Raw genomic sequence first — 23,690 nt, forward strand, 5'->3', positions numbered from 1 at the left:
GTCCAGACAGGGCGCCATGAAATTCCCGCCCTCCGTCCTTGAGGAGATCAAGGCGCGGCTGCCTGTCTCGGCGGTCGTGGGCAAGCGCGTGCGCCTGCAGAAGGCCGGGCGCGAGTGGAAGGGGCTCTCGCCCTTCAATGCCGAGAAGACGGCCTCCTTCTTCGTCAATGACCAGAAGGCGTCGTTCTTCGATTTCTCGTCGGGCAAGAACGGCGACATCTTCAAGTTCGTGATGGAGACCGAGGGGCTCTCCTTCCCCGAAGCCGTCGAGAAGCTCGCGGCCGAGGCCGGCGTCATCCTGCCGAAGATCACGGCCGAGGCGCAGGTCCAGGAGGAGAAGCGCAAGGGCCTGCACGAGGTCGTGGAGCTGGCGGCGCAGTTCTTCGAGGCCGAACTGATGGGCGATCGCGGCGGCGGAGCCCGGCGCTATCTCGCGACGCGCGGGCTCGACGGCGAGGCGCGCACGCGCTTTCGCCTTGGCTATGGTCCGGCCGACCGTTTCGCGCTGCGCGATCATCTCGCGGGGAAGGGAGTCCCGGCCGAGTTGATGATGGAGGCGGGATTGCTGGTGCATGGCGAGGAGATCGCCGTGCCCTATGACCGTTTCCGCGACCGGGTGATATTCCCGATCCATGATTCGCGCGGGCGGGTCATCGCCTTCGGCGGGCGGGCGATGAGCTCGGAGGTTGCGGCGAAATACCTGAACTCGCCGGAGACGCCGCTCTTCCACAAGGGCCATCTGCTGTTCAACCACCACAATGCCCGCAAGGCCGCGCATGACACGAGCCAGGTCGTGGTGGTCGAGGGCTATGTCGATGTGATCGCCATGTCGCTGTCTGGCTTCCCGCAGACGGTGGCGCCGCTGGGCACGGCCCTGACCGAGGACCAGCTCGGCCTACTCTGGCGCATGGCCGACGAGCCGGTGATCTGCCTCGACGGCGACAAGGCCGGCCGCAAGGCCGCGAGCCGGGCGATCGATATCGCGCTGCCGCTGCTGGAGCCGGGCAAGTCGCTCTCCTTCGCCCTGCTGCCGGACGGGCAGGACCCGGACGATCTCGCCCGCTCGGGCGGGCGGCAGGCGATCGCCGAGGTGGTCGCGGCGGCGCGCCCGCTGGTCGACATGCTCTGGCAGCGCGAGGTCGAGGCCGGCCCGCTCGATACGCCGGAGCGCCGCGCCGCCTTCGAGCGACGCCTGAAGGAGCCGCTCGGGCAGATCCGCGACGAGACCACGCGCAAGCATTATCGCCGCGAGATGGACGAGCGGCTGGCGCAGCTCTTCGCCAGCGCAGCTCCTGCGCGTCAGGAGCGTGGCGGCGGGGGCGGGAACTTCCAGCGCGGCCGGGGCGGAGCGCCCCAGCGCGGCGGGTTCGGCCGGCAGGTGCCGCCATGGCTCGCCGGGCCGCTCAAAGCTTCGAGCGCGCTGACGCAGTCACGCCTCGTAGCGAAGCTGCGCGGCGAGGACCAGCGCGAGGCCTTCATCCTGCTGGCGCTGGCGAGCCATCCTGACCTCCTCATGCGCTGCGCCGACGAGATCGCGGAGCTGTCGCTCGATGGGCCGGCGGCCGAGCGCTTCCGGCAGGCGCTGCTCGATGCCGTCGAGGACACGCTCGACCGGGAGACGCTGGCGAATCGGCTGGCGCAGCCGCGAGTCAGGGAAGCGCAGGGGCATCTCATGGCCGTGACGGGGCCGGCCGAGCGGCTGAAACTCGCGCAAGATGCTGATCCTGAATCGGTTTTTGACTCGATTCATCAGGCCATCGTCTTGCATCATCGCGCGCGGACGCTAAATAGCGAGTTGAGAGCAGCCGAGCGCGCCTTGGCTGATGACGCGACCGAAGCCAATTTCGCCTGGATCAAGGACGTGAAGGCCCGCCTCGAGACAATCGAAGGCACCGAGGCCATGTCCGAGGATTGATTACCCAGCGAGTGGTGGACGCGTGTCCAAGTGCGCGCAAGCTGTGGGGTGGTTCACGATTCGTCAACGACGTCTGGTGCCATCTGCAACTGGATTTGGGTGGGTGAGCGCGCCGGGCCTGCGGTCGCGCCGCCCTTTTATGCGTCGGTATATGGCTGTCTCGGCCATGGCCGGCGCGAGTGCGGAGCGCTGATTGATGGCGACTAAAGCGAGCGAACGGGAAAAGACCGATCAGGTCGCGCCGGATGCCCCCCCGACTACCGACGGCCCGTTGCTCGACCTGACCGATCAGGCCGTAAGGCGGATGATCAAGCTCGCGAAGAAGCGCGGCTATGTCACCTATGACGAACTGAACGAAGTTCTGCCTTCCGAGGAGTTTTCCTCGGAGCAGATCGAGGACGTGCTCGGCCAGCTCAGCGAGCAGGGCATCAACGTTGTCGACAACGAGGACCCGGAAGCGGCCGGCGAGGAGCGCGCGGCCCGCAAGGACGGCGGCGGCGACGAGGAGGAGCCCGAGGGCGGCGACATGGTCGACGCCTCGCGCCAGACCCTGCCGGTCGAGACCAAGCGCAACCTGGAGCCGACCGAGCGCACCGACGATCCCGTCCGCATGTATCTGCGCGAGATGGGCTCGGTCGAATTGCTCTCGCGCGAGGGCGAAATCGCGATCGCCAAGCGCATCGAGGCCGGCCGCGAGGCGATGATCGCGGGACTTTGCGAAAGCCCGCTGACCTTCCAGGCCATCATCATCTGGCGCGACGAGCTCGTCGACGGCAAGGTGCTGCTGCGCGACATCATCGATCTCGAAGCCACCTATGCCGGCCCCGATGGCAAGAACCCCGCCGCGGCAGGCGAGGAGGAGGCCGAGGAAGCCGAACAGGCCGAGACTCCGGAGGGCGAGACCCCGCCGGACATGGACGATGACGACATGGAGAACAACGTGTCGCTCTCGGCCATGGAGGCCGAGCTCAAGCCGCGCGTGCTCGAGACCTTCAACGCCATCGCCGACGACTACAAGAAGCTGCGTCGCCTGCAGGACCAGGACATTGCCAACCGGCTGGAGAACACCAAGCTCTCGCCGTCGCAGGACCGCAAGTACAAGAAGCTCAAGGACGACATCATCACCGCGGTGAAGTCGCTCTCGCTCAACAACAACCGCATCGAGGCGCTGGTCGAGCAGCTCTACGACATCAACAAGCGCCTGATCGGCCATGAGACGCGCCTGCTGCGCCTCGCGGAGAGCTATGGCGTGGCGCGCGACGACTTCCTCAAACAGCATGTCGGCGGCGAGCTCGACCCGAAATGGGTCCTGCGCGTCTCGAAGCTCGGCTCGCGCGGCTGGAAGGAGTTCGTCGCGGCCGAGCTGGAGCGGATCAAGCAATTGCGCGAGGAGGTGCATACGCTCGCCTCCGAGACCGGCCTGGAGATCCAGGAATTCCGCAAGATCGTGCTGATGGTCCAGAAGGGCGAGCGCGAGGCCCGTCAGGCCAAGAAGGAGATGATCGAGGCCAACCTGCGTCTCGTGATCTCGATCGCCAAGAAGTACACGAACCGCGGCCTGCAGTTCCTCGACCTGATCCAGGAAGGCAATATCGGCCTGATGAAGGCGGTCGACAAGTTCGAGTACCGCCGGGGCTACAAGTTCTCGACCTACGCGACTTGGTGGATCCGGCAGGCGATCACCCGCTCGATCGCCGACCAGGCGCGCACGATCCGCATCCCCGTGCACATGATCGAGACGATCAACAAGATCGTGCGGACCTCGCGCCAGATGCTGCACGAGATCGGCCGCGAGCCGACCCCGGAGGAGCTGGCCGAGAAGCTGGCCATGCCGCTGGAGAAGGTGCGCAAGGTCCTGAAGATCGCCAAGGAGCCGATCTCGCTGGAAACGCCGATCGGCGACGAGGAAGATTCGCATCTCGGCGACTTCATCGAGGACAAGAACGCGATCCTGCCGATCGACGCCGCGATCCAGAGCAACCTTCGTGAAACAACGACGCGAGTTCTCGCGTCGTTGACCCCGCGCGAAGAAAGAGTGCTGCGCATGCGCTTCGGCATCGGCATGAACACCGACCACACCCTTGAAGAGGTCGGCCAGCAGTTCAGCGTCACCCGCGAGCGCATCCGCCAGATCGAGGCAAAGGCGCTGCGCAAGCTGAAGCACCCGAGCCGCTCGCGGAAGCTCAGGAGCTTTCTCGACAACTGACGGTCGGGCGGCTTCCTGCAGATCACGAACGAGACCCGCTTCCGCGCTGCGGAGGCGGGTTTTTCTTTTCTGGCGGGTCTTGCCGTGGCTTGCCGGATAAGCCCTCCTGCGAACGGAGGATGCTCGCGCAGCGGCGGCTGGCCAGTCTGCCGCCGCTCGATCATTGCGGACAGGTGGTCGATCTTCGGGATCACCGCCTTCCGCTCCAGGAGATCGCCCATGCTCCCCTTCACCTATGACTCCCTTGCCGACCGCTACGCCACGGTTCGCCCGTGGGCGAAGAGCGCGGTCGGCGATACCTTCAATCGCTGCGCCATCTGCATGGGCTATACGATGCGCATCACGCCCTCCGGGGACGATGCGACGATCGAAGCCATCATGAACGACGAGCTCGGAACATCCTTCCGGGGCGCGCGGGCGCTGCCGGGCGGGCCGCAATCCGGGGTTCCGCGCGGTTCGCGGGAGCCGCTGCGGGGGCTCAGCCAGATGCTCTTCATCCGGGCCGCGGAGCTGCTGCCGCGCATCCGGCGCGCCTATGGCAAGCCCGATATCGAGGGCGTCTGTCGGGAGGTCACGCCCAAGGTGCTCGGTCGCAAGGGCGTGCTCTACCTGGAAAACTGCTACCAGACGGCGGGAGACAAGAAATGGTCCTTCCTGTTCATGGAGCGGACCACCGGTGACCACTGGGACCTGTTCGACGGCACCAAGATCGTGGCGCAGGACGACAGGTTGTCCGGCAACAACCATGTCGGGCAGCTCCATTTCTGGCAGGCGCGATAGCCATCTCTGCCAACTGCCCGATCCTGCCACAGTTCTGCTAAGGTCGCCGCGAAGATCGGCGCTTCCGTCGGAGGAGAGCAGATGACCGGTATCCCAACGCCCGAAGAGATCGAGGCCGCTCAGGCCGCGCTCCAGGCGCAAGCCCAGAACGAACCGAAGCAGGAAACCGGGTCCGCCACCGCCGACATCATCGGCGGCGCGCTCGATATCGCGGGAACCGTCACGATCGATGTGGCCGGGGCCGTGGTCCAAGGCGTGGGAACCGTCGCGGTGGCGACCGGCGAGGCGGTCGTCACCGTCATCGGCGGCATCTTCGAAGGGTTGAGCTCCTGATGTCCCCGGAATTCCTGCTGACCTCGCTGATCATCGTCGCCTCGCCGGGAACGGGCGCGATCTACACCATCGCCGCCGGCCTGACGCGCGGCTCGCGGGCGAGCGTGCTCGCCGCTTTCGCCTGCACGATCGGCATCGTGCCGCATCTGATCGCGGCGATGATGGGGATCGCGGCGCTGTTGCATGCCAGCGCGCTCGCCTTCGCCATCGTGAAATATGCCGGCGTCGCCTATCTGCTTTACATGGCCTGGCAGACGCTCAAGGAACATGGCGCGCTCAAGGTCGAGACCAAGTCCGATGCGCGCTCGGCCTGGCTGGTGCTGCGCGACGGGCTGGCGCTCAACCTGCTCAACCCCAAGCTCTCGATCTTCTTCGTCGCCTTCCTGCCGCAGTTCATCGCCGCCGACGAGGTAAGCCCGGGCGCGCGCATGCTGGAGCTCTCCGGCGTGTTCATGGCGATGACCTTCATCGTCTTCGCGCTCTACGGGCTCTTCGCCGCGGCGATGCGCGACAAGGTCATCAGCCGCCCGGCGGTGATGGCCTGGCTGCGCCGGAGCTTCGCCGCAGCCTTCGTCGCGCTCGGCGCCAAGCTCGCGCTCACCGAGCGCTGATGGCGCGGCAGGCGATCCTGAGCGTCGAGACGCGCGGGCCGGGACTCTACGAGTTCACCGACCGTGCCGTTTCTTTCGTCAAGGAGAGCGGCGAGACCAGCGGCTTGCTGACGCTGTTCGTGCGGCACACCTCCTGCTCGCTATTGATCCAGGAGAACGCCGACCCGGACGTGCGCCGCGATCTCGACGCGTTCTTCCGCAGGCTGGTGCCGCCGGCGGATGATCCGGCGATGGCCTATCTCGCCCATCGCGACGAGGGGCCGGACGACATGCCGGCCCATATCAAGGCGGCGCTGACGCCGGTCTCGCTCTCGATTCCGGTGATGGGCGGACGCCTCGCGCTCGGCACCTGGCAGGGCATCTATCTGTTCGAGCACCGCCAGCGGCCACATCGGCGCGAGGTCGCCCTCCACCTATCGGCGTGACGGATCAGGCCGGCGGCGCGACCACGAGTGCAACGAGGCGCCGGACGATGGGAAGCACGAGGAGCAGCGTCGGGAAGGCGACAAGCCAGGACAGGGCCCAGGAGGCCGGCCAGGTCTGAAGGAACTCGGCTGTCGGGCCGAGAGCCTTCAGGGTCGAGATGCCGGAAACGACGAAGGTCATCAGGATGGACAGGAAGAAGGGCATCACCACGCCGGCATAGCGGGCGGGAAGGCGAGGGAAGGCAGGGCTGGACATCAGTCAGGCTTTCGCAAGGTGCAGGCCGCATCGGATGCATCTGATACGGCGCATGCCGGACGGATGCGTTGCCTGACGTGAGACGCTTACGAACGGGTCGGAAAGCCCGATGGCGGCTGCATAGCCAATCGGCGTGGGCTTGCCAACCCGCCTAGCGCACCGCGAACAGGTCCGGTTCCGGCATGGGCTCCCAGGCCTCGCCCGCGCCGACGAAGCAACTCCTGCCGGCCGGAGTGGTGGCCAGCAAGGTCCAGCTTCCGGTCGGCCCGACATAGAGCTCGAACAGGACGCCACTCTCCGCCAGCCCGCTGCCGATCCTGCGCTCGCCGAAGGTCTCGCGCAGCTGGCCGACGACATGGTTGCGGTCGGCGCAGGGCGGTCCGCGCGGCGACGGCAGCTGGGCGAATGCAGGTGCTGCGAGCGTCGCGCCGGCCAGCCCCGCGATCATCAGAAATTTGCCGAGTGTCATGACCACCTCCCTGTCCGGAGGCAGCCGCTTGGGCGGCGGGATATCGGGAAGCCTTGCGGCTGCCCTGAACACCTTGAATGTGGGAAGCGGCGCAGCGCCGTTCAAGCGGCAGGGCCGGCGATGGGCTCTCCCCGATTCAAGCGAAACAGCGCTCCCCTTGAAGCCGCTCCTGTCCTATATCAGGCCGCGAGCAATGCGGAGGCACCATGTCTTTCTTCAAATCACTGTTCGGTGGCCGCAAGCCAGCCGAGGACAAGCCCGCCGGCCCGGTCAAGAGCATCGAGCATAACGGCTTCACCATCCATGCCACGCCCTATCAGGAGGGCGGGCAGTACCAGCTCTGCGGCGTGATCGAGAAGGTCGTCGACGGCGAGACCAAGAGCCATCGCTTCATCCGGGCCGACCGTTTCCCGGGGCAGGCCGAGGCCGCCGACTTCACCCTGGTGAAGGGCCAGCAGATCGTCGACATGGAAGGCGATCGCGTCTTCCGCTGAGGTTGCGGCGCGGGAATTCGGAATGCTTCCTGCCGCTGGCGCGCGGCAGGGCTGTCCCGCAGGTGCTTGCCCGGCGGATTCCAGCCGCTAAAGCTGCCCGGAGAAGAGCCACCTACAAATGCGTGGCCGCCGAGGAAGCATGTCCCAGGACGCCGACCGTTACCAACCTGATTCGTCCTATGCCTGGCTCCGGCTCGCCGTCGCGCTGGTGATCGGCACGGTCGCCTGCGTCGGCTCCTGGTCGGTCGTCGTCGTGCTGCCGGCAATGCAGGGCGAGTTCGGCACGCTGCGGGCCGGCGCCTCGCTGCCCTACACCTTCGCTATGCTCGGCTTCGGCGCCGGCAACATCATCATGGGCCGGGTCGCGGATCGCTACGGCATCATGGTCCCGATCGTGATCGGCGCTTTCCTGCTCGCGGCCGGCTATTCCGCTGCGGCGATGTCGCATTCGCTCTGGCAGTTCGCGTTGGCGCATGGGCTCTTGATCGGCATGGGCAGCGCCGCCGGCTTCTCGCCGCTGATCTCGGACCTGTCGCACTGGTTCCGCAAGCATCGTGGCCTCGCCGTGGTCTGCGGCGCCTCGGGCAGCTATCTCGCAGGCGTGTTCTGGCCGCAGGTCATCACCTGGGGCATGGCCAACCATGGCTGGCGCGCCACGCATTTCGGCATCGCCATCGTCACGCTGGTGGTGCTGCTGCCGCTCGCACCGTTCTTCCGGCGCCAGCCGACGGCGGCGACGATGGCGGCCGCCGAGGCCAGCAGCGCGGGAGCGCGCGGCGATCTCGGCCTCAGCGCCGGCCAGCTCCAGCTCCTGCTCTGCGTCGCGGGCTTTGCCTGCTGCGTCGCCATGGCGATGCCGCAGGTCCATATCGTCGCCTATTGCGGCGATCTCGGCTACGGCGTGGCGCGTGGCGCCGAGATGCTCTCGCTGATGATGCTGCTCGGCATCGTCAGCCGCATCGGCTCGGGCTTCGTCGCCGACCGGATCGGCGGCGTGGCGACGCTGGCGCTGGGTTCGCTGATGCAGGGCGTGGCGCTCTTCCTCTATCTCTGGTTCGACGGTTTGCAGTCGCTCTATGTCGTCAGCGGCATCTTCGGCCTGTTCCAGGGCGGCATCGTGCCGATGTACGCCGTCGTCATCCGCGAATATCTCCCGGCCAAGCAGGCGGGCGTGCGCATCGGCCTGGTGATGTCGGTGACCGTGCTCGGCATGGCCTTCGGCGGTTACCTCTCGGGCATGATCTTCGACTATTTCAGCTCGTACCGGATGGCCTTCCTCAACGGGCTCGCCTGGAACCTCGTCAATCTCGGCGTGGTCTGCTGGCTGATGCTGCGGGCAAGGCGGTCGATACCGCCGCTTCAGGTCGCTGGCTGAGCCGGCCTGTAGGTGCCGAAGCACCAGACATGGCCCTCGGGGTCCATGCAGATGAAGTCGCGGCTGCCATAGGGCTGGTCGGTCGGCTCCATGCAGATCTCGGCGCCGGCCTTGCGGGCGCGCTCGCAGCGGGCGTCGATATCGTCGGTGGCGATATAGGGCGAGGCGGTGGTGCCGCCGAGTTCGGCCGGGCGCGAGACCAGCTTGCCGAATTCGTTGCCCTCGGAGGAGCCGAGCATCACGAAGCTCGATCCCATCCTGAGTTCGCCGTGGAGGAGCGTCTTGCCGTCCTCGGAATAATAGGCGGCATGTTTCTCGAAGCCGAAGGCCTCGATCAGCCAGTCATACATCCGCGGCGCATCGGCATAGCGCAGCGAAATGATGATCATGGGTTCGGGCTTGGAGCTGCTGGCGCTGGACATGGCATCGATCCCTGTTCGCGTGGCCTGTCGAGAGTGTCGGCGACATCGCTGGGCAATGCAAAGCGCCGGCTTGCGCGCGCGCCGTAGCGTCAGCATCATCGGCCGGGCGGATTCTCCCGCTTGCCTGAAGGATGCCCATGAGCCCTGCTGCTGACGGCCCCGATGAAGCTCCGCGCGGGACGCTGACCGTGCGCACGATCGCCATGCCTGGCGATACCAACGCCAATGGCGACATCTTCGGCGGCTGGGTGATGTCGCGGATGGACCAGGCCGGCGGCATCGCCGGCGTCGACCAGGCGCAGGGCCGCGTGGTCACGATCGCGGTCGATGCGATGACCTTCTTCCGGCCGGTCAAAGTCGGTGACGTGCTCAGCGTCTATACCGAGATCGAATCCGTCGGGCGCACCTCGATGAAGATCCATGTCGAAGCCTGGGCCAAGCGCTTCCGCACCACGCTGCACGAGAAGGTCACCGACGCCACTTTCACCTTCGTCGCGATCGATGAGGAAGGCCGCCCCCGCCCTGTGCCGAAAGCAGCGGACTGAATAGGATATTCAGTCCGCTGCTTTCGGTTTTCGAGCTTGCATCGGCTCGATCCGAAAACCGCGGGCCACTTTTCGGGCCGATGCCGAAGCTTGAAGGTTAAAGCGATTTAACCTCCTCTAACGTCAGGTGAATCTCTCTGCTGCGCGAGTGATTCAAAAGAATCCACTTTAAGCGTTCTTTAAGCGCACTTGGACGATGCTGCGCTCCAGACCGGGGAATGCCCCGGCCAGGGGACTTCCATGGACTTTCGATGCCGCATGCGGATCCTGCCGCCTGGCCTGCAAGCCGGGGGAGGGAGGGGATTCCCATGTCCGCCGCACGATCGCACCAGCACGGGCTAAGCCCCGGGCAGGTGGTTCCTCCTGTTCTGAACTCCTTTCTCCAGCGTTGCGTGAATCCGGAGTACGACTTCATGACGAAAGCCAAGCCCGTGCGTGAGGGCAAGCCGTTGCGGATCGGTATCGCGCCCCGGATCTATGCCGCCCTCGGCGTGATGACGGCCCTGACCATCGTCTCGTCCTCGGTGGCGTGGTTCTCCTATAACAGCGTCGATCAGACGGTGGACGACCTCGTTGGCCAGAAGATGCCCGTGGTCGAGCTCGCGCTCGAACTGTCGCAGGCGGCGACGCAGTCGACCGCGCTCGCGGCGCGCTTCAGCGAGGTCTCGACCCTGCAGCAGCGCGCGACCCTGACCGGCGAGCTCGATACCGTCGAGGCGCGCCAGCTGGAGCTGCTCCGGCGCATCGCCGAGCAGGGCAAGGTCGACAAGTCCAAGCCGCAATCGGCGATCGACGACCTGGCCCGCCAGATCAACGACATCAACGACCTGACCGGAGAGCGGCTGCGCAACGCCGCCGATACCGCGACCGCGCTCACCGCTCTGTCGAAGGCCCGCGACGGCTTCAGCGCCATGGCGGATTTCGAGACGTCGGACGCGCAGTTCAACGTCAAGATGAACATCACCAGCGCAGCCCAGCTCACTGGTACCGAATTCGACGCCGCCTTGTCCAAGGTGCTGGACAAGGACCTGTCCTCGCTCCAGACCGCCCAGGCGCTCCAACTTCAAATCAGTGAGACCGTCGGCCTGCTGCGCGAGATCTCCCAGGTCGACAGCACCGAGAAGCTGGAACATGCCAAGGCGCGCCTCAAGGCGCAGCTCGGCCAGGTTCGCGGCCTCCTGACGGCGGCCGACATGCTCCAGGCCAATCCGGCGCGCGGCCAGGCCGTCAACGCCGTGACCGATCTCGGCGAGGGCGCAGGCGGGCTTGTCGCCATCCGCGAACGTGATCTGGGGACGCAAGCCGCGATCGCCGCGGGTCTCAAGAATCTCGATCAGGCGGCGGAGAAGGTCCGCCGCGAGGTCGGCGAGCTCGTGGCCTCGGCACGCGGCGGCGCGATTGCCGGCCGCGACTCGACCAAGGCGGTGATCGAGCGCAGCGAAATGACGCTGGCGGCGATCGGTATCGCCTCGCTGCTGGTTGCGCTGGCCCTGTCCTTCCTCTTCGTTCGTCCGATGATCGTCGGCCGCCTCAACCGCCTCTGGGCTGCGACCAAGGCGATTGCCGATGGCGCGCTGGAGACGGTGGTCGACACCAAGGGCAATGACGAGATTTCGGATATCTCGAAGAGCGTCCTGCTGTTCCGCGACAACGCGGTGGCGCTGCGCGCCGCCGAGCTTGCCAAGGTCGAGGACGAGGCGCGGGCGCAGGAGCAGCGCCGCGAGATGATGCGCGAGCTGGGCGAGGCCTTCGGCGTCGTCGTCGCCGCCGCCGCGGCCGGCGATTTCACCCAGCGCGTCGCGGCGCAGTTCGCCGATCCCGAGCTCAATGCGCTCGCCGGTTCGGTCAACTCGCTGCTGGAAACGGTCCAGACCGGTCTGCTGGAAACCTGCGACGTGCTGGCGGAGCTGTCGGCCGGCCATCTCTCGACCCGGATCGAGGGGATGTATCAGGGGGCCTTCGCCGAGCTCAAGGACGGCACCAATGCGCTCGCCAACGAGTTCGAGAGCACGCTTGCCCGCCTTGCCGAGACGGTTTCGGCCGTCCGTAGCGCGACCAGCGAGATCCTCGACGGCGTCACCGATCTGGCCGAGCGTACCAGCGAGGAGAGCAACGCCGTCTCGATGGCGACCAACCAGCTCGGCGCCTTCGCCGGCACGGTAAAGAAGACCGCGAGCGAGGCCGCCCAGGCGACCGGCATGGCGCAGGGCGCGGAAGAGCGCGCGCAACAGGGCGAGAAGGTCGTGGCGTCGGCGCTGGAAGCGATGCAGCGCATCCGCCAGTCGTCGAGCAAGATCTCCGAGGTCATCGCGATGATCGACGAGATCGCCTTCCAGACCAACCTGCTGGCGCTGAACGCAGCGGTCGAGGCGGCGCGTGCCGGCGATGCCGGCAAGGGCTTCGCGGTGGTCGCGACCGAGGTGCGTAGCCTCGCCAAGCGCTCGGCCGATGCCTCGAACGACGTCAAGAAGCTGGTCGAGGCGGCGCATGGCGACGTCAAGGTCGGCGTCGGGCTGGTCGAGGAGACCTCGGCGATGTTCGGCGCGATCGTCTCCTCGGTGAACGAATTGACCGGCCTGATGAACGGCATCTCCCAGACCGCCCGCAACCAGGCGAGCGACGTCTCGGCGATCAATACCGAGATCGACGGCATCGGCACGATGGCGCATCAGAACGCCGCGCTGGTCGAGGAGACCAATGCCGCGCTCGCGCTGACCGACGAGCAGACGCGGGCGCTGACCGAGCATATCGGCCGCTTCACCTTCCGGCAGGGCCATGCGGCCGAGGAGCATGGCGAGCACAGGCAGGCCGCCGCAGCCTGATACGGAAGACCGGAGCTACCCGGCTTCCGTGAGTGGAACAGGGCCTCCCGGCATTGTCGGGAGGCCCTTTCGATTCCGGCCGCATGCGCCTTGCTTGCCGGGTAGCGGCGATGCTAGGCGAGGAGCGGGCCGGTAGCTCAATGGTTAGAGCTCGCTGCTCATAACAGCGCCGGTGCCGGTTCGAGTCCGGCCCGGCCCACCACCTCCTTATTTCGGCTTTGATTTTCCAAGGCTTTTTCCTCGCTTTGTCTCAGAGGGCTTAGAACGGCCCGAAAGTGAGACACTTTCCTTCGCGCGGTAATCGTCCAGGCGGGCAAATGCATTGCCCGCCATGCGCTTCTTTTGAGCCTTCCGGACGTAGATCTCGGCTGTCTCCAGCTTCGTCCATCCGAAGATTGCGCACAGCTCGGATGCCGTGGCGCCATTCTCGGCAAGATCGACGGCAGCGGCCTTGCGGAGCCCGTGCGCAGAGCAATGGGGCAGGCCAGCTTCATTGCACCAGTCTCGGAACTTGTTGCCGAAGCTCTCGACTGTGTAGGGCTTGCCCTGATCGCTGACGATGTAGGTGAGATCGCCCGTCTGCGTCTGGTCGATCGCTGCGCGCAGCTCGGGCCGGATCGGGACTTCGATCACGGTAGGTGATCGCTTGCGGTTCTTCGCCGCCGTGAATTTGAGCCAACCACCGCTTTCGTGCTGACGACCGACCGCAGCCGCATCCGAACGTCTAGCGCCGATGCTGAGAAGCACTTCTAAGGCAAGGCGAGGGCGGGTGCCGAGCTTAAAATGCTCGCGGAACTTCGAGATTTCTCCCGTCGTCCAGGTGTGCCATCCCTCACCCTTCCGCATCGACTTCACGCCGGCAGCAGGATTCGAGGTCATAAGCTCCTGCTCGATCGCCCAGTTGAACAGACGACGAAGCGCCTTCACTAGGTTGTCGGCCGCGCCCGGCGTTGAGCGCCGCTTCTCGCGGCTCTTCATCAGGTCGGAGCGTCGGTACCTGCGAAACGGCAGATCGCCGGCGGTTTCGCAGAAGCGGTTGAGGATCTGCCGGCGAACACGCTGCGTGTCGGGATCGAGATCCTTGAAGGCTGCGGATCGATAGAACTGATCCACCAGCCAATTGAACGTCTCGGCCCGTAACACCTTTGGCGTTGCGGGTTGGATTTGCTCCAGCGCCTTGAAATACGCGGCCATGAATTTTTCGGTGACACCATGGGCATCCTCGAAGGGCTCGCGGATGCGAACCTTCTTTTGGCCAGGCATGCGCACGTAGTAGCGCGGATTACCGCGAGGATCGGGATCGTAGACGAGGAATTTCAGGCGGGTCTTGATCATGCGACCACCTCATCGAAGGGGTTCGATCCGTCGTCGATCTCCCCATCAATAAGGCTGCGCCAGGCTTCGCGCACAGCCTCCGCATCCCATAGCGTGTTGCCCCTGATTTTCCGGCCTTTCGGCATAAGGCCGTCACGGACCCAGGCATCAAAGGTGCCGACCGAGATCGCAAGCGAAGCCGCCGCCTCATCGCGCTTGAGCGCAAAGCGTGGGAGACTGAGCTCGCGAAGGGTCGATCGCGCCATAGCCTATTCGCCCTCCGGCTCGGCCGAGGGGTCCACACGGCCCCGCTCATTGAGCGGCGTCATGTTGAGCGGCGACAGGTATTCCTCGCCACCGTCGATCTCCGGTAGGTTCTCCCAGCCCCGAATCTCATTCGGGCTGAGCCAGCCCCATTCGCGGCCGATACGATAGCTTTCGTAACGCGCCTTCATGTCGCCGCGCAGCAGGCCGGCGAGATCGTGCTCGACGAATAGCGTCTTCCGGCTCCCGGCCGGCAGCAGCGCGACATTCATCGCCTGCTCGACGCGCCGCGCCATCGGCGCCAGGCAGCGCACGACGAGCGCCCGGCTCTCCATCTCGACGTTGGAATAGGTGCCGTGATCGAGGATGCCGACAGCGGTCGGAGGCACGCCCCAGATCTTGCAGATATCGAGATTTGTCAGCTTCCGGCTTTCGAGGAATTCCGCGTCCTTCGCCGTCATGGAGAACGACTTCCACTCCGCGCCGCCGTCGAGCACCAGAACATTCGAGGTGACGCTGTTCGCGCTGATCTTGGCGCCGAGCGCGGCAAGCGCATCGTTCTTTCCCGACGCTCCCATGGCGTTCGGGAACACGAGCGCGCCCGAGGGCCGGTTTCCCTTGGCCGCAAGGCCGGCAGCCGTGTCCTGCTGCGTCAGGGCGAGGTTGAACGTCTCGCGTGCGAGCTGGATCGGCGAAAGCCCCATCACCCCGTCGCGCGCGAGGCGATAGCGGAGGTGCAGGATCTCGTCCTGAAGATAGACACGCACGCCAGCACGCTCCGTCACGCGGTAACGCAACCGGCCGCTCTCCAGCCGCTCGACGGCAACACGGCCCGGATCGAGCGGATGTAGACCCGTCACCTGCCCGCGCGCGTTCCATTCAAGCACGGCATACGCGTTGCCGGTCATGAGGAGGCTGGCGAGTAGCGTCTCGCGGGCCTCGAAAGCCGTCATGACGCCGTTGGGGGCATCGTGCAGCACGCCATAGAGCGGATGATCGGTCGCGCGCTCCCGGCCGCCATTCGCGGTGCGGCGATAGACGTTGAGCGGCACCGCGGCGAGCGATTGGCTGATGATCGAAATGCAGGCGCCCGCCGTGGCGATGCCGCCGGCGCGCTGCGGATCGACATGGGCACCGGCGCCACCCTGCAAGCCGAACCATTCAGCGATGTAGGGATCATCGGAGCGGACGCGGGTTTCGGAGCGCGCCTCGCGCCCCAGCAGCCGAGAGAGCCAGCTCATCGGGACAGCTCCAGAAGCATGAGGGTGCGCTCCGCGCAGGCTCGGAGCGGCGCAGGGTGGGCCAGCGAGCGGGCTTGAACGATCGTGCCGTCATAGGCTGGCCAGGCGAGCACGATCGATATCTCGTGCAGCTCGACGGCACGCAGCTCGCGACGATCACCGTCGCGGTGCTCGTCCACGGCAGTGAAACCGAAGGACATGCCGCCAAGGTCGCCACGTTCTGCAAGCGCCAGCACGTCCCGGCCATGCGAGGTGTCGGGCACGTCGAGGGAGAAGGCGAGCCCCTTCTCGTCCTCGGAGAGTCGCAGCGTGCCGGAGCGGGTCCGCGCCAGCACCCGGCCCGGATCATGGTCGACCAGTGCGAGGATATCACCCCGGTTGCGCAGCGTGGCGGCGAATGCCCCGCGCGCGATGGTCTCGACAAAGCGCCCGCCGATCGTGGCGGGGTTCGCGAAGGTGGCGGCATAGCCTTCCAGCTTGCGCCCCTTGGCGCGGATTTCCAGCGGGAGCGCGCGACGTTCGGTCTTCACAGCGTCACCTCTCGATAGGGATCGCAGAGGCGACGGACGAGCGTCCAATCCGCCTCATCGAGCGAGGCGGGATCGAAGGTCGAGCGGCTGCCGATTCCTTCGATCGTCTCCTGCCGCGTGCCATGGTCCTTGGCGCGCCGCAGAAGTGTTCCAGCAATGACGACGATCGCCGAGCCGACCGGCCCGCTTTCAGGATCGACTACGACGCCGATGCGCGCGAGATAAGCGCGCGCCTCCTCGAGCAACTGATCGAGGAGGACATCGTCGGCGGTGCCGATGATTCCGAGGCGGGCCTTGGCGTCGGCGACCGTCACCACGGCTCAAATCTCCGCGTAGCGGAACGCGTCGGGGTGGCGCACGGCCACGTCCGCATCGAGGAAGGCGTGCAGCAGCGCGCCGCCATTCGAAGCCACGTCCGGATGGTAGGGGTTGAGCAGGATATCGACCGCCGACCAGTAGCCGAGCACCAGCTCGCTCCAGAGGCCGTAGATCAGCGCGGACTTGTTGGTGCCGGCGCCGAGATTGGTCGGGACCTGCGTCGAGACCTCGACGCGCTGGTCGTGGAACAGCTCGGCTGCCGGGATCACATGCCCATCGGCGTCCTTCATCTTCCGCACCGCCTTCATCACGGTCGGATTGGTCAGGAAGGCCGCCGTGCCGGTGACATCGTCCAGCTCCAGAGCGGAGATCAGGTTTGCCGTGGTGTCGGCAAAGTCCGTCTCGGTCGTCTCCTTTGCCACACCGACCGTATTAAGGATGCCGCGCGGCTGGTTGCTCGCTCCGGTGCCGGCGATGGCGGCCAGGTCGAGGCCCTGCGCCAGGATGAAGCCGAGATCGCGCCGGAGCAGATCCTCGATCGAGGCGCCGGACTGGAGCATAAGGCGGCGCGAGAGGCGATATTCGCCCGTAATCGTCTTCGGCCCCATGCTGACCTTTTCGAAGGTGACGGCGCTGCGCGTGGCGTTGCCGTTCTCCGCCACCCAGCTCGCCATGCCGGACGAGGCGAGGTTCGGAAGGTCGAGGAAGCCTGTCAGGTTCGCCATGACCGTGGCGCCCATGCCCTGCACCTTCAGCGCCGGCCGGAAACGATCGGCGACGGCCGCAACCTGCGTCGCGACGGTGAAGCCGCCAGCAGAGCCGGTGCCGACCGTCTGATTGCGCGTCTCGCCGAGCAGGATCTCGGTCGGCACCGCCAAGTGGACGCCGGCGCCGGCGCGCTGCTCGCGCCCCTTCGACAGCTCCTGGTGCATCTCGGCCTCGCGGCCGGTCAGTCGGCCGGAGAGCGCGCCATTGATCGCCGAGGAAAGCGAATAGCTGCGAAGCTCCCGCTGCATCTCGGCCCCGCCGACCTGCTCCGCCGGAGCGCTGCGCTCCATTGCGTCGAGACGCTCGACGCGCCCGATCTGATCGTCTAGGGCGCGCGTCTCCTTTTCGCAGGCGTCGAAGGCGGCACGCTCGCTATCGTCGAAATCGCGATTGGCGGTGAGGGCTTTCTCGTTGATCGCGCGCATCTCGGCGATCTTGGCGGCGCGTTTCTCACGCAGGTCATGGAGTTTCATGGATAAAGATCCTTCTGAGGGACTGGACTGTCGTCACGACGTTCAATCGGTTGCGGGAATAGCCGTCCGAGGACGGGATCGGGCTCCATCGGTCCGGTGTTGCCGGCGCTGGGACATGCCGCTTCACAGCGGGGATCACGACGCGCACAGCGCGCCGCAAACTCATGAGGAGGAGAAAAGGAGAGCCTCGGGATCATCTAAGTGTCCCGGCAGCGGCTCGACGGCGCATGTCGTGAATGTCGTAAAGCGCCCGACGAATTGCCAAGCTGAAATTCACCTGCACAACGCCGATCGCGAAATCCAAGGATTCAATAAAGCTTACGTAATCCTCTTCGCCATTGACCTTCTGGATCGTAACATCCTCTCCGCGCGGGGTCGGCAGGATGTAAAATTCAGGGACAAGAGATGTCGCTTTCACCTTATACGGATGCGCAATTGCTAAGCGTTGATCCGTTGCTGAATAAGCTCTCACCTCATCGGCAATGATCAATTTATAGTCATCGCTCCATGCTTTGCCGATGTTTTTGTCGGTATCTTTGATGATCTTGCGCAACAATTGGAGCGGGATGACGCGACCCCGCTCATTGATCACTTCATCAATCGATTCGCGCTTGAGGCCGCGCCAATGGCCTGCGCCCCAAGGGATTTCGTCGTAGCTGGAAAACAGCTCCTCGGTCAGGGCGATCGCGATGCGCGCGCTCGCGACAATGCCCTTGCCGGTAGCCACGAGAGCCGAAGTCGCTGCGAACACCTCAAAGGCCTTGAATTCGTACATATCTGCCTTGCCGCGCGAGCCGGGGATTGCCGGCGCCGGGGCAATTGCATGGCGCTTCAACAGCTCCATCGATCGCGGCGGCAACCGGCAAGCCCGCTCGATCTCCGGGCCGGAAAACAGTTCGTGAACACTCAGGTCCAGCACATCGAAATCCAAAAATCGGGAAGCCCTGATTGTTACTTCCTACTTTATTGGACCAAGAGCGTCAAGCGCCTTCCTATAATGTAGTAGGTGTCAAACGACCCTGAGTCCGCGCCCGTCGCCCTCGACATCGCTATCGTCGAGTTCCAGATCGACCATGCCCAGGTGGACGTTGCAGGGTGACCAGCCGAGAGACGGTTCCCAATCCGCACGATCATCCTCCAGATCGGCACCATCTTCGGCGTCGTTGTCAGGCTCCAGATCAGGGTCTGGATCGATGCGATCGAGTGCCGCAATCAGCCGAGTAGCCGCGGCGAGATGCTGCTCGATCCGCCCTTCCAGTACGAGGCGTAGCTCCGGACGGCTCAGCATCCCCGCCGCTCCCCGATATCGGCAGGCCTATCAAAGCGGCGCCATTCGTCATTCGCGATGACGGCGAACCCCATCGAGACATTGCATCCGACCCGCCAAGCGCCGGGCTGCAATTCGTTTAGGGCGCCGGCGGCAGTCGTCAAAGACCGATGGAGCCGGACATTGGCGTCCAGATCAGTGCGCTCCAGTTCGTACCGCCAAATGCCCGACAGGGCCGGCAGCACTTCAACCTGCCAGCCGCCGCCGTCGAGCTCGGTAAGCAGCTCCGACATCTGGCCAGCCAGTTCGCGCACACGCTGCGCGATTTCCTTTTGCGAGGCCGGCTCCTGCGACGCCAGCGCAGGGAGCGCAAGCGCCGGGGCGGAAGCAATGCCACCGAAGACGAACCGGCGGCTCAGGGACACGGCTTCCGGCAAAGCTCCGCCAGCCGCGCGAACGGGTGTGTTGCGCATATCACGTCCTATTGGTTTGTGAGCGATCTAATGATATGCGTCATATCATCTGGATTACGAACGATCAATAGGCTATCAAACGATATGTCTGATATCACGGGCGCTCAAATGAGAGCGGCGCGAGCCTTGGTCCGCTGGCGCGCGGAGGACCTGGCAAAGGCGTCGAAAGTAGGCGTTGCTACCATACGACGCGCTGAGGGCGTGGACGGGCCGCTATCGATGACTCCTGCAAATCAGGCTGCAATCCGAGCTGCATTGGAGGAGGCCGGGGTGGAGTTTATCCCGCAGAATGGCGGAGGGGCTGGTGTCCGACTGAGGGGCCGATCGTGAGCGACAGGTATTCGACTCCCTCCATCGATAAAACGGGATTTAATTGCCCTCACTGTCACGTGCGAGCCGTTCAACACTGGCACAATGTTTTCGCTAACGCTTTAAAGAAAGGCGCTCTTCCGAACAGAACCTCAGTTAAGATTGTTCAGGATTTTGAGAAGAGAGCAGAGAATGGTGAGGAAGGCGCCGAGCAGATCGCTAAACTTGCTAGGAGGCTACTTTCAAACGACGTTTTTCTTGCTAGCGACAACTCTGACATTTACGCGTATAAATTGTATAAAGTTGAAGTTGCGCAGTGCGATCATTGCAGTGAAGTCAGCGTCTGGATATCGGATCGTCTTGTTTACCCACCAGCAGGCGCTGTGGAAGCTCATGAAGATCTTCCTGCGTCGATCAAGCCCGTCTTTTTAGAGGCTTCTGGTATTCTAGAAATCTCTCCTCGCGCTTCCGCCGCTCTCTCGCGGTTGGCAATTCAAGAGTTTTGCATCTTTCTGGAATGCAAGAGCAGTAACTTAAATGATCAAATTGGAGAGCTTGTATCGCGCGGTTTGAACCCCGATATCGCAAAGATGCTCGACGCGGTTCGCGTCATCGGAAACAATGCGGTTCATCCCGGAGAGATTGATTTAAAAGACGATCGCGAAACGGCTGAGTTTCTACTGCGGTGTATCAACAGAATTTGTCAAAGATTGATTACTGAAAAGCTCGAAGCCGATAAGCTGTTCGACATGCTTCCGCCTGGTGCTAAAGCCGCCATCGAGAAGCGCGATAAGCCGAAAGAGCCAAAATAAGGGTGACACCATGTCACCCTTATTTTGGGCTCACTGGAAGCGCTTCCAGTGAGATCACTGTCAACGTTGACAGTTAAATCCGCAATATTGCGGAATATCGTGCTAAATCAGCGCAATTCAGTGCGGTCCGATCGCGGTTGATCACTAAAACGTTGCAAGTGAGGAAAATAAGGGTGTCACCGTGATACCCTTATTTCTGCCGTCACCGATAACGTTATTAGTGATTAGGCGATCAGTTCCGCCAAGCAAGCAGGCAGCGCCTCCGGCTCGTGCCGCTTCGACACACTGAGTGCCATCGCGAGCGCGACAAGCCCATCGATCCGGCCGGCCGCCTTCGACTTGTCGAGCTTTCGCCCGCCGGCGGGATCGCGCGTCACGACAGCATTTGCGGCGCACATGTTGAGCACCGGGTTGCCGCCATGGCGCAGCAGCTTCTCCGCGACGCAGCGCTCCAGCATGTCGACCGCCGGCGAGAAATCCTTGAAGCCTTGCCCAAAGGGCGTCAGCGGGACAGAGCTGCTGAACAAGCCCAGCTCGCGCCGCAGATCTTCGATGCGCCAGCGGTCATAGGCGACCGCCTGCAACTGGTAGCGGACCGCTGCGCTGGCGATGGCCTCTGCGACGAAGCCGGGATCAATCGTCGAGCCGGGGATCAGGGTGATCAGCCCTTGCTTCGCCCATAGGTCATAAGGCACGCGGTCCTCGTTCGACCGCTCCTCGATATTCGCCTCCGGCATGAAGAAGCGCGACACCACGTCGAATCGGCCGCCCTCATCCGGAAACACCATGACGAACGCTGTTAGGTCACGCGTGGCGCCGAGATCGAGCCCGGCATAGCACTCCCGGCCGTCGAGCCGGCCGAAGTCCACGGCGCCGGCATTGGCGTCCCATTCGGCCTTGTGGATAAACCGCGAGACAGCCGACACGCGCTGATTGAGGATCAGGTTACGGAACGCAGCCTCCTTCGACGGCACCAGGCGGGCCTGCGCTGCCTGCCGCTCGACGTCCTCCAGCGAGCGGAAGTCGCCGATTGCCGGATTGGCGGCGCGCCACGTCTCTGGCGCCCAGGGGTCGGCATCCTGCGGCGCGGCGTAGAGCGTCAGGTGGAAGCTGGGATCGATGACATCGCCATCGGTGACCTTCAGCCCGTAATCGATCAGCTCCGACATGACGGCGAAATCGGCGGCGGCCTGCGTCGAGATCACCATCATCAGCGGGTTGTCGCGGGCGCCCGTGGCGGTGTCCATGGCGTCGAAGAGCGCCCGATTCGGCGCACTGCCCAGCTCGTCATAGACGACGAAGGAAGGCGACAGGCCGAGCTTACTGCCGGCATCAGCCGAGAGCGCGGAATAGATCGAGCCGGCGCCGTCGCCGGTCAAAACCTCGATCTGCTTCGTGAAGCGCACGATGTTGCAGCGATCGTCCAGCTCGGCATGGCCCTGCAGGATGGCCGCCATCTCGGCATAGAGCTTCGCCGCCTGGTCGCGGGTCAGTGCGCAGGAATACACTTCGCCGCGCGCTTCCGCCTCCGGTCCGAGCAGGTGACAGAGTGCCAGCGCCGCCGCGAGCTGCGTCTTGCCGTTCTTGCGGCCCATGCTCAGCACCGCCGTGCGCACCGGCCGGCGGCCAGCCGCGTCCTCGGCATAGACATCGCGGATGAACTCGCGCTGCCACTCGCGGAGCTTCATCGTCGTGCCGGCGAGCTTACCGGCCGTGATCGGCAGATCCTCGCAGAATGCGATGACGCGCTCGGGCCGGGTCAGGCCGGGCACCTCCCACGGCTTGACCTCGCGACCGCCGACTTTGCCGCGTTCCGAAAGCGGCTTCGCTCCTACGCCCCGAAGTGCCATCTCGCTATGCCCCGATCCAAGCTAAGTGTCTGAAACTAAGTATTTTCCGAACTCCCACAACGGTCTGCCCTCCCGCAACCGCCGTGATCGGAGGCACCCCCACCATGCCAATCATCGCCCGGATCAATGGGGTTGCCGGAAGCGTCGAAGCCCTTGAACCGACGTCCGAACGAGGCGCGCCGAGGCTGATCGACTGCGCTCGTCTTCTCATTGTGGCAGCGCTCGCACAGGCTCATCAGCCCATCGAGCGAGGGGAATGGCGCACCACCGGACTTGATCGAGCGGACATGGTCGACGGCGACGGCCGGCACGATCAGCCCGCGCAGGTCGCAGGCGTAGCACATGGGCGTCTCAGCAAGCTTCGCCTGCCTGAGCTTCTGCCAGGTGCTCGTGTTGTAGGGCCAGCTAGCCATAGCGCGCCACGCTCTCAGGATAGGTGCTGCGCTTGCCGCATTCTCCTCTCGCCAAGCCCTCTGAGCGGCTGCGATCACGCTCGGCGTTCCCCTTATATGTGTAGGGGTTCTTCGTGGGGGCCACCGAATTTGCAGGATTGGACCCTATCGGGCGATGCGCAGGATAACCGCGCTTTATCCACATGCGCCACTCCGGCGACGTGATCTCGACGAGGTTCGGCAGGTTCTTCCGACCGGCGACCGGCCGGGCAGTGACCTTGAGATGACCAAGGCGCCGCGCTTCTTGCAGGGCCGTCTGCACGGTCGTGCGGCAGACACCGGCCAGCGCGGCGATCTTGTCGATCGGTAGAGCGCAGGCGCCGCGAGCCTTCACCTCGCCAGCAATGATGCAGAGCACTGCCCGCTGCCCCTCGGTGTAGTGGTGGCGCAGCGTGTCCGGCAAAGCGCTCGATCCGCCGAGGCGCCGCCGACGATCCCGCGAAGCCTGACGATCAGGAGAACGCGGGCGCTGGCGAGGCGGGAAATGGCTGCCGATCCGTGCATTGAGGCGAGGCGGCTCTACCCGGGCGCCAGCAGCACGCGCGCGCGCTCCGGCGTTCGGGCGGCGTCCCTCGATGGCGCCCGACAGGAACTCCGCCTCATCGTCTAGAATCTGGCCGGCGCTCCAGAGCGGCCACAGCCGCGACCCGATGCCGTCGAGCTGCTCGGCGTTCGCCGCAGCGTTGATTTCAGCATAGAGTGCAGATGCTACCGGGCCGAGCTGACAGAGCTTCGCCGGCGTTGAACCGGATGAGACAGTCGCCTCGGGAGAGGCATTGAGATCGTTGACTTTCGCCCCGGTCTCATTTTGCGCTAACTCGTTGAAATGGCGGAGATGGTCAAGGCCGGCCCGGCCCACCATTCCGTTTCAGATCAATGCCTTAGCCAGAGGATTGTGCCGGTGGTGCGCTTTGGGGCTCATCCGGCCTGTTTGCGGCGTTTCAGAAGCGGCATCCCGAGTCTTCT

General features: G+C 64.7%; 27 protein-coding genes and 1 tRNA gene. 13 read left to right on the plus strand and 15 right to left on the minus strand.

Annotated features, from left to right (window positions below; all coding sequences use genetic code 11):
- Positions 1–16: 16 nt before the first annotated feature.
- From dnaG to AC07NY_RS07305, 6 genes are all read left to right on the plus strand, one after another.
- Positions 17–1,915 carry a DNA primase gene (gene dnaG, locus AC07NY_RS07280; RefSeq protein WP_494582857.1) on the plus strand — a complete coding sequence of 633 codons (1,899 nt, stop codon included), beginning with the start codon at positions 17–19 and terminating at the stop codon, positions 1,913–1,915.
- Positions 1,916–2,111: 196 nt separating this feature from the next.
- Positions 2,112–4,121 (plus strand): RNA polymerase sigma factor RpoD, encoded by a 2,010-nt coding sequence (rpoD, locus tag AC07NY_RS07285; RefSeq protein ID WP_492288020.1) that lies wholly within the window; start codon positions 2,112–2,114, stop codon positions 4,119–4,121.
- A 219-nt stretch (positions 4,122–4,340) separates the two neighbouring features.
- Positions 4,341–4,901, plus strand: a complete 561-nt coding sequence (locus AC07NY_RS07290) for a hypothetical protein (protein ID WP_494582859.1) — start codon at positions 4,341–4,343, stop codon at positions 4,899–4,901.
- Between the two features lie 81 nt (positions 4,902–4,982).
- Positions 4,983–5,234: a hypothetical protein gene (locus AC07NY_RS07295; RefSeq protein ID WP_257731442.1), complete on the plus strand. Its 252-nt coding sequence runs from the start codon at positions 4,983–4,985 to the stop codon at positions 5,232–5,234.
- Positions 5,234–5,845: a LysE family translocator gene (locus AC07NY_RS07300; RefSeq protein ID WP_494582861.1), complete on the plus strand. Its 612-nt coding sequence runs from the start codon at positions 5,234–5,236 to the stop codon at positions 5,843–5,845. Before AC07NY_RS07295 ends, AC07NY_RS07300 begins: the two co-directional genes overlap by 1 nt.
- Entirely contained in the window at positions 5,845–6,270 is a 426-nt protein-coding gene (locus AC07NY_RS07305; protein WP_494582863.1) for a secondary thiamine-phosphate synthase enzyme YjbQ, read from the plus strand. The genes AC07NY_RS07300 and AC07NY_RS07305 overlap by 1 nt, the downstream gene beginning before the upstream one ends.
- Positions 6,271–6,274: 4 nt before the next feature.
- On the opposite strand, the gene AC07NY_RS07310 is transcribed toward AC07NY_RS07305, so the two are convergent.
- Both AC07NY_RS07310 and AC07NY_RS07315 read right to left on the minus strand, forming a co-directional pair.
- On the minus strand, positions 6,275–6,526 hold the full coding sequence (locus AC07NY_RS07310; RefSeq protein WP_494582865.1) for a DUF2798 domain-containing protein: 252 nt from the start codon (positions 6,524–6,526) through the stop codon (positions 6,275–6,277).
- Positions 6,527–6,677: 151 nt separating this feature from the next.
- A complete protein-coding gene (locus tag AC07NY_RS07315) occupies positions 6,678–6,995 on the minus strand; it encodes a hypothetical protein (RefSeq protein WP_494582866.1) in 318 nt (105 codons plus the stop codon).
- A gap of 206 nt (positions 6,996–7,201) precedes the next feature.
- Here AC07NY_RS07315 and AC07NY_RS07320 point away from each other — a divergent pair, with 206 nt between their 5' ends.
- Positions 7,202–7,489 (plus strand): HlyU family transcriptional regulator, encoded by a 288-nt coding sequence (locus AC07NY_RS07320; RefSeq protein ID WP_494582868.1) that lies wholly within the window; start codon positions 7,202–7,204, stop codon positions 7,487–7,489.
- Between the two features lie 139 nt (positions 7,490–7,628).
- Positions 7,629–8,864 carry an MFS transporter gene (locus tag AC07NY_RS07325; protein WP_494582870.1) on the plus strand — a complete coding sequence of 412 codons (1,236 nt, stop codon included), beginning with the start codon at positions 7,629–7,631 and terminating at the stop codon, positions 8,862–8,864.
- Here AC07NY_RS07325 and AC07NY_RS07330 read toward each other — a convergent pair.
- Positions 8,849–9,286 carry a VOC family protein gene (locus AC07NY_RS07330; protein WP_494582872.1) on the minus strand — a complete coding sequence of 146 codons (438 nt, stop codon included), beginning with the start codon at positions 9,284–9,286 and terminating at the stop codon, positions 8,849–8,851. The genes AC07NY_RS07325 and AC07NY_RS07330 overlap by 16 nt on opposite strands.
- Before the next feature lie 137 nt (positions 9,287–9,423).
- Between AC07NY_RS07330 and AC07NY_RS07335 the strand changes: the two genes are divergently transcribed.
- From AC07NY_RS07335 to AC07NY_RS07345, 3 genes are all read left to right on the plus strand, one after another.
- On the plus strand, positions 9,424–9,831 hold the full coding sequence (locus AC07NY_RS07335) for an acyl-CoA thioesterase (RefSeq protein ID WP_494582874.1): 408 nt from the start codon (positions 9,424–9,426) through the stop codon (positions 9,829–9,831).
- Between the two features lie 413 nt (positions 9,832–10,244).
- Positions 10,245–12,653: a methyl-accepting chemotaxis protein gene (locus AC07NY_RS07340; protein WP_494582876.1), complete on the plus strand. Its 2,409-nt coding sequence runs from the start codon at positions 10,245–10,247 to the stop codon at positions 12,651–12,653.
- 126 nt (positions 12,654–12,779) lie between these two features.
- Positions 12,780–12,855: transfer RNA gene (locus AC07NY_RS07345), tRNA-Ile, on the plus strand.
- 5 nt (positions 12,856–12,860) lie between these two features.
- Here the strand turns inward: AC07NY_RS07345 and AC07NY_RS07350 are convergent.
- The 9 genes from AC07NY_RS07350 to AC07NY_RS07390 all read right to left on the minus strand — a co-directional run bounded on the left by AC07NY_RS07350 (position 12,861) and on the right by AC07NY_RS07390 (position 19,301).
- Positions 12,861–13,988, minus strand: coding sequence for a tyrosine-type recombinase/integrase (locus AC07NY_RS07350; protein WP_494582878.1), 1,128 nt, complete (start codon positions 13,986–13,988; stop codon positions 12,861–12,863).
- A complete protein-coding gene (locus AC07NY_RS07355; protein ID WP_494582879.1) occupies positions 13,985–14,233 on the minus strand; it encodes a helix-turn-helix transcriptional regulator in 249 nt (82 codons plus the stop codon). Before AC07NY_RS07355 ends, AC07NY_RS07350 begins: the two co-directional genes overlap by 4 nt.
- A 3-nt stretch (positions 14,234–14,236) precedes the next feature.
- Positions 14,237–15,472, minus strand: a complete 1,236-nt coding sequence (locus AC07NY_RS07360) for a phage portal protein (RefSeq protein ID WP_494582881.1) — start codon at positions 15,470–15,472, stop codon at positions 14,237–14,239.
- Positions 15,469–16,002, minus strand: a complete 534-nt coding sequence (locus AC07NY_RS07365; protein WP_494582883.1) for an HK97 family phage prohead protease — start codon at positions 16,000–16,002, stop codon at positions 15,469–15,471. Before AC07NY_RS07365 ends, AC07NY_RS07360 begins: the two co-directional genes overlap by 4 nt.
- The gene (locus AC07NY_RS07370) at positions 15,999–16,319 is read right to left on the minus strand and encodes a phage head-tail connector protein (RefSeq protein ID WP_494582885.1); all 321 of its coding nucleotides are present in this window, start codon (positions 16,317–16,319) and stop codon (positions 15,999–16,001) included. The genes AC07NY_RS07365 and AC07NY_RS07370 overlap by 4 nt, the downstream gene beginning before the upstream one ends.
- A gap of 3 nt (positions 16,320–16,322) precedes the next feature.
- A complete protein-coding gene (locus tag AC07NY_RS07375) occupies positions 16,323–17,561 on the minus strand; it encodes a phage major capsid protein (RefSeq protein WP_494582887.1) in 1,239 nt (412 codons plus the stop codon).
- 193 nt (positions 17,562–17,754) lie between these two features.
- Positions 17,755–18,480, minus strand: a complete 726-nt coding sequence (locus AC07NY_RS07380) for a hypothetical protein (protein WP_494582888.1) — start codon at positions 18,478–18,480, stop codon at positions 17,755–17,757.
- Between the two features lie 90 nt (positions 18,481–18,570).
- Entirely contained in the window at positions 18,571–18,849 is a 279-nt protein-coding gene (locus AC07NY_RS07385) for a hypothetical protein (RefSeq protein ID WP_494582890.1), read from the minus strand.
- Entirely contained in the window at positions 18,843–19,301 is a 459-nt protein-coding gene (locus AC07NY_RS07390) for a hypothetical protein (protein ID WP_494582892.1), read from the minus strand. Before AC07NY_RS07390 ends, AC07NY_RS07385 begins: the two co-directional genes overlap by 7 nt.
- Positions 19,302–19,385: 84 nt before the next feature.
- Between AC07NY_RS07390 and AC07NY_RS07395 the strand changes: the two genes are divergently transcribed.
- On the plus strand, positions 19,386–19,631 hold the full coding sequence (locus AC07NY_RS07395) for a transcriptional regulator (RefSeq protein WP_494582894.1): 246 nt from the start codon (positions 19,386–19,388) through the stop codon (positions 19,629–19,631).
- Positions 19,628–20,422 (plus strand): DUF4145 domain-containing protein, encoded by a 795-nt coding sequence (locus AC07NY_RS07400; RefSeq protein ID WP_494582895.1) that lies wholly within the window; start codon positions 19,628–19,630, stop codon positions 20,420–20,422. Before AC07NY_RS07395 ends, AC07NY_RS07400 begins: the two co-directional genes overlap by 4 nt.
- A gap of 224 nt (positions 20,423–20,646) precedes the next feature.
- On the opposite strand, the gene AC07NY_RS07405 is transcribed toward AC07NY_RS07400, so the two are convergent.
- From AC07NY_RS07405 to AC07NY_RS07415, 3 genes are read right to left on the minus strand one after another with little or no spacing between them, the layout of a single operon-like run.
- Positions 20,647–22,272: a terminase large subunit gene (locus AC07NY_RS07405; protein ID WP_494582897.1), complete on the minus strand. Its 1,626-nt coding sequence runs from the start codon at positions 22,270–22,272 to the stop codon at positions 20,647–20,649.
- Between the two features lie 35 nt (positions 22,273–22,307).
- Positions 22,308–22,685 carry an HNH endonuclease gene (locus tag AC07NY_RS07410; protein WP_494582899.1) on the minus strand — a complete coding sequence of 126 codons (378 nt, stop codon included), beginning with the start codon at positions 22,683–22,685 and terminating at the stop codon, positions 22,308–22,310.
- Complete coding sequence (locus AC07NY_RS07415) at positions 22,678–23,586, minus strand: hypothetical protein (protein ID WP_494582901.1); 909 nt, start codon at positions 23,584–23,586, stop codon at positions 22,678–22,680. The genes AC07NY_RS07410 and AC07NY_RS07415 overlap by 8 nt, the downstream gene beginning before the upstream one ends.
- Positions 23,587–23,690 lie beyond the last annotated feature (104 nt).

This window comes from Allobosea sp. GW821-FHT09G06, assembly GCF_059416005.1.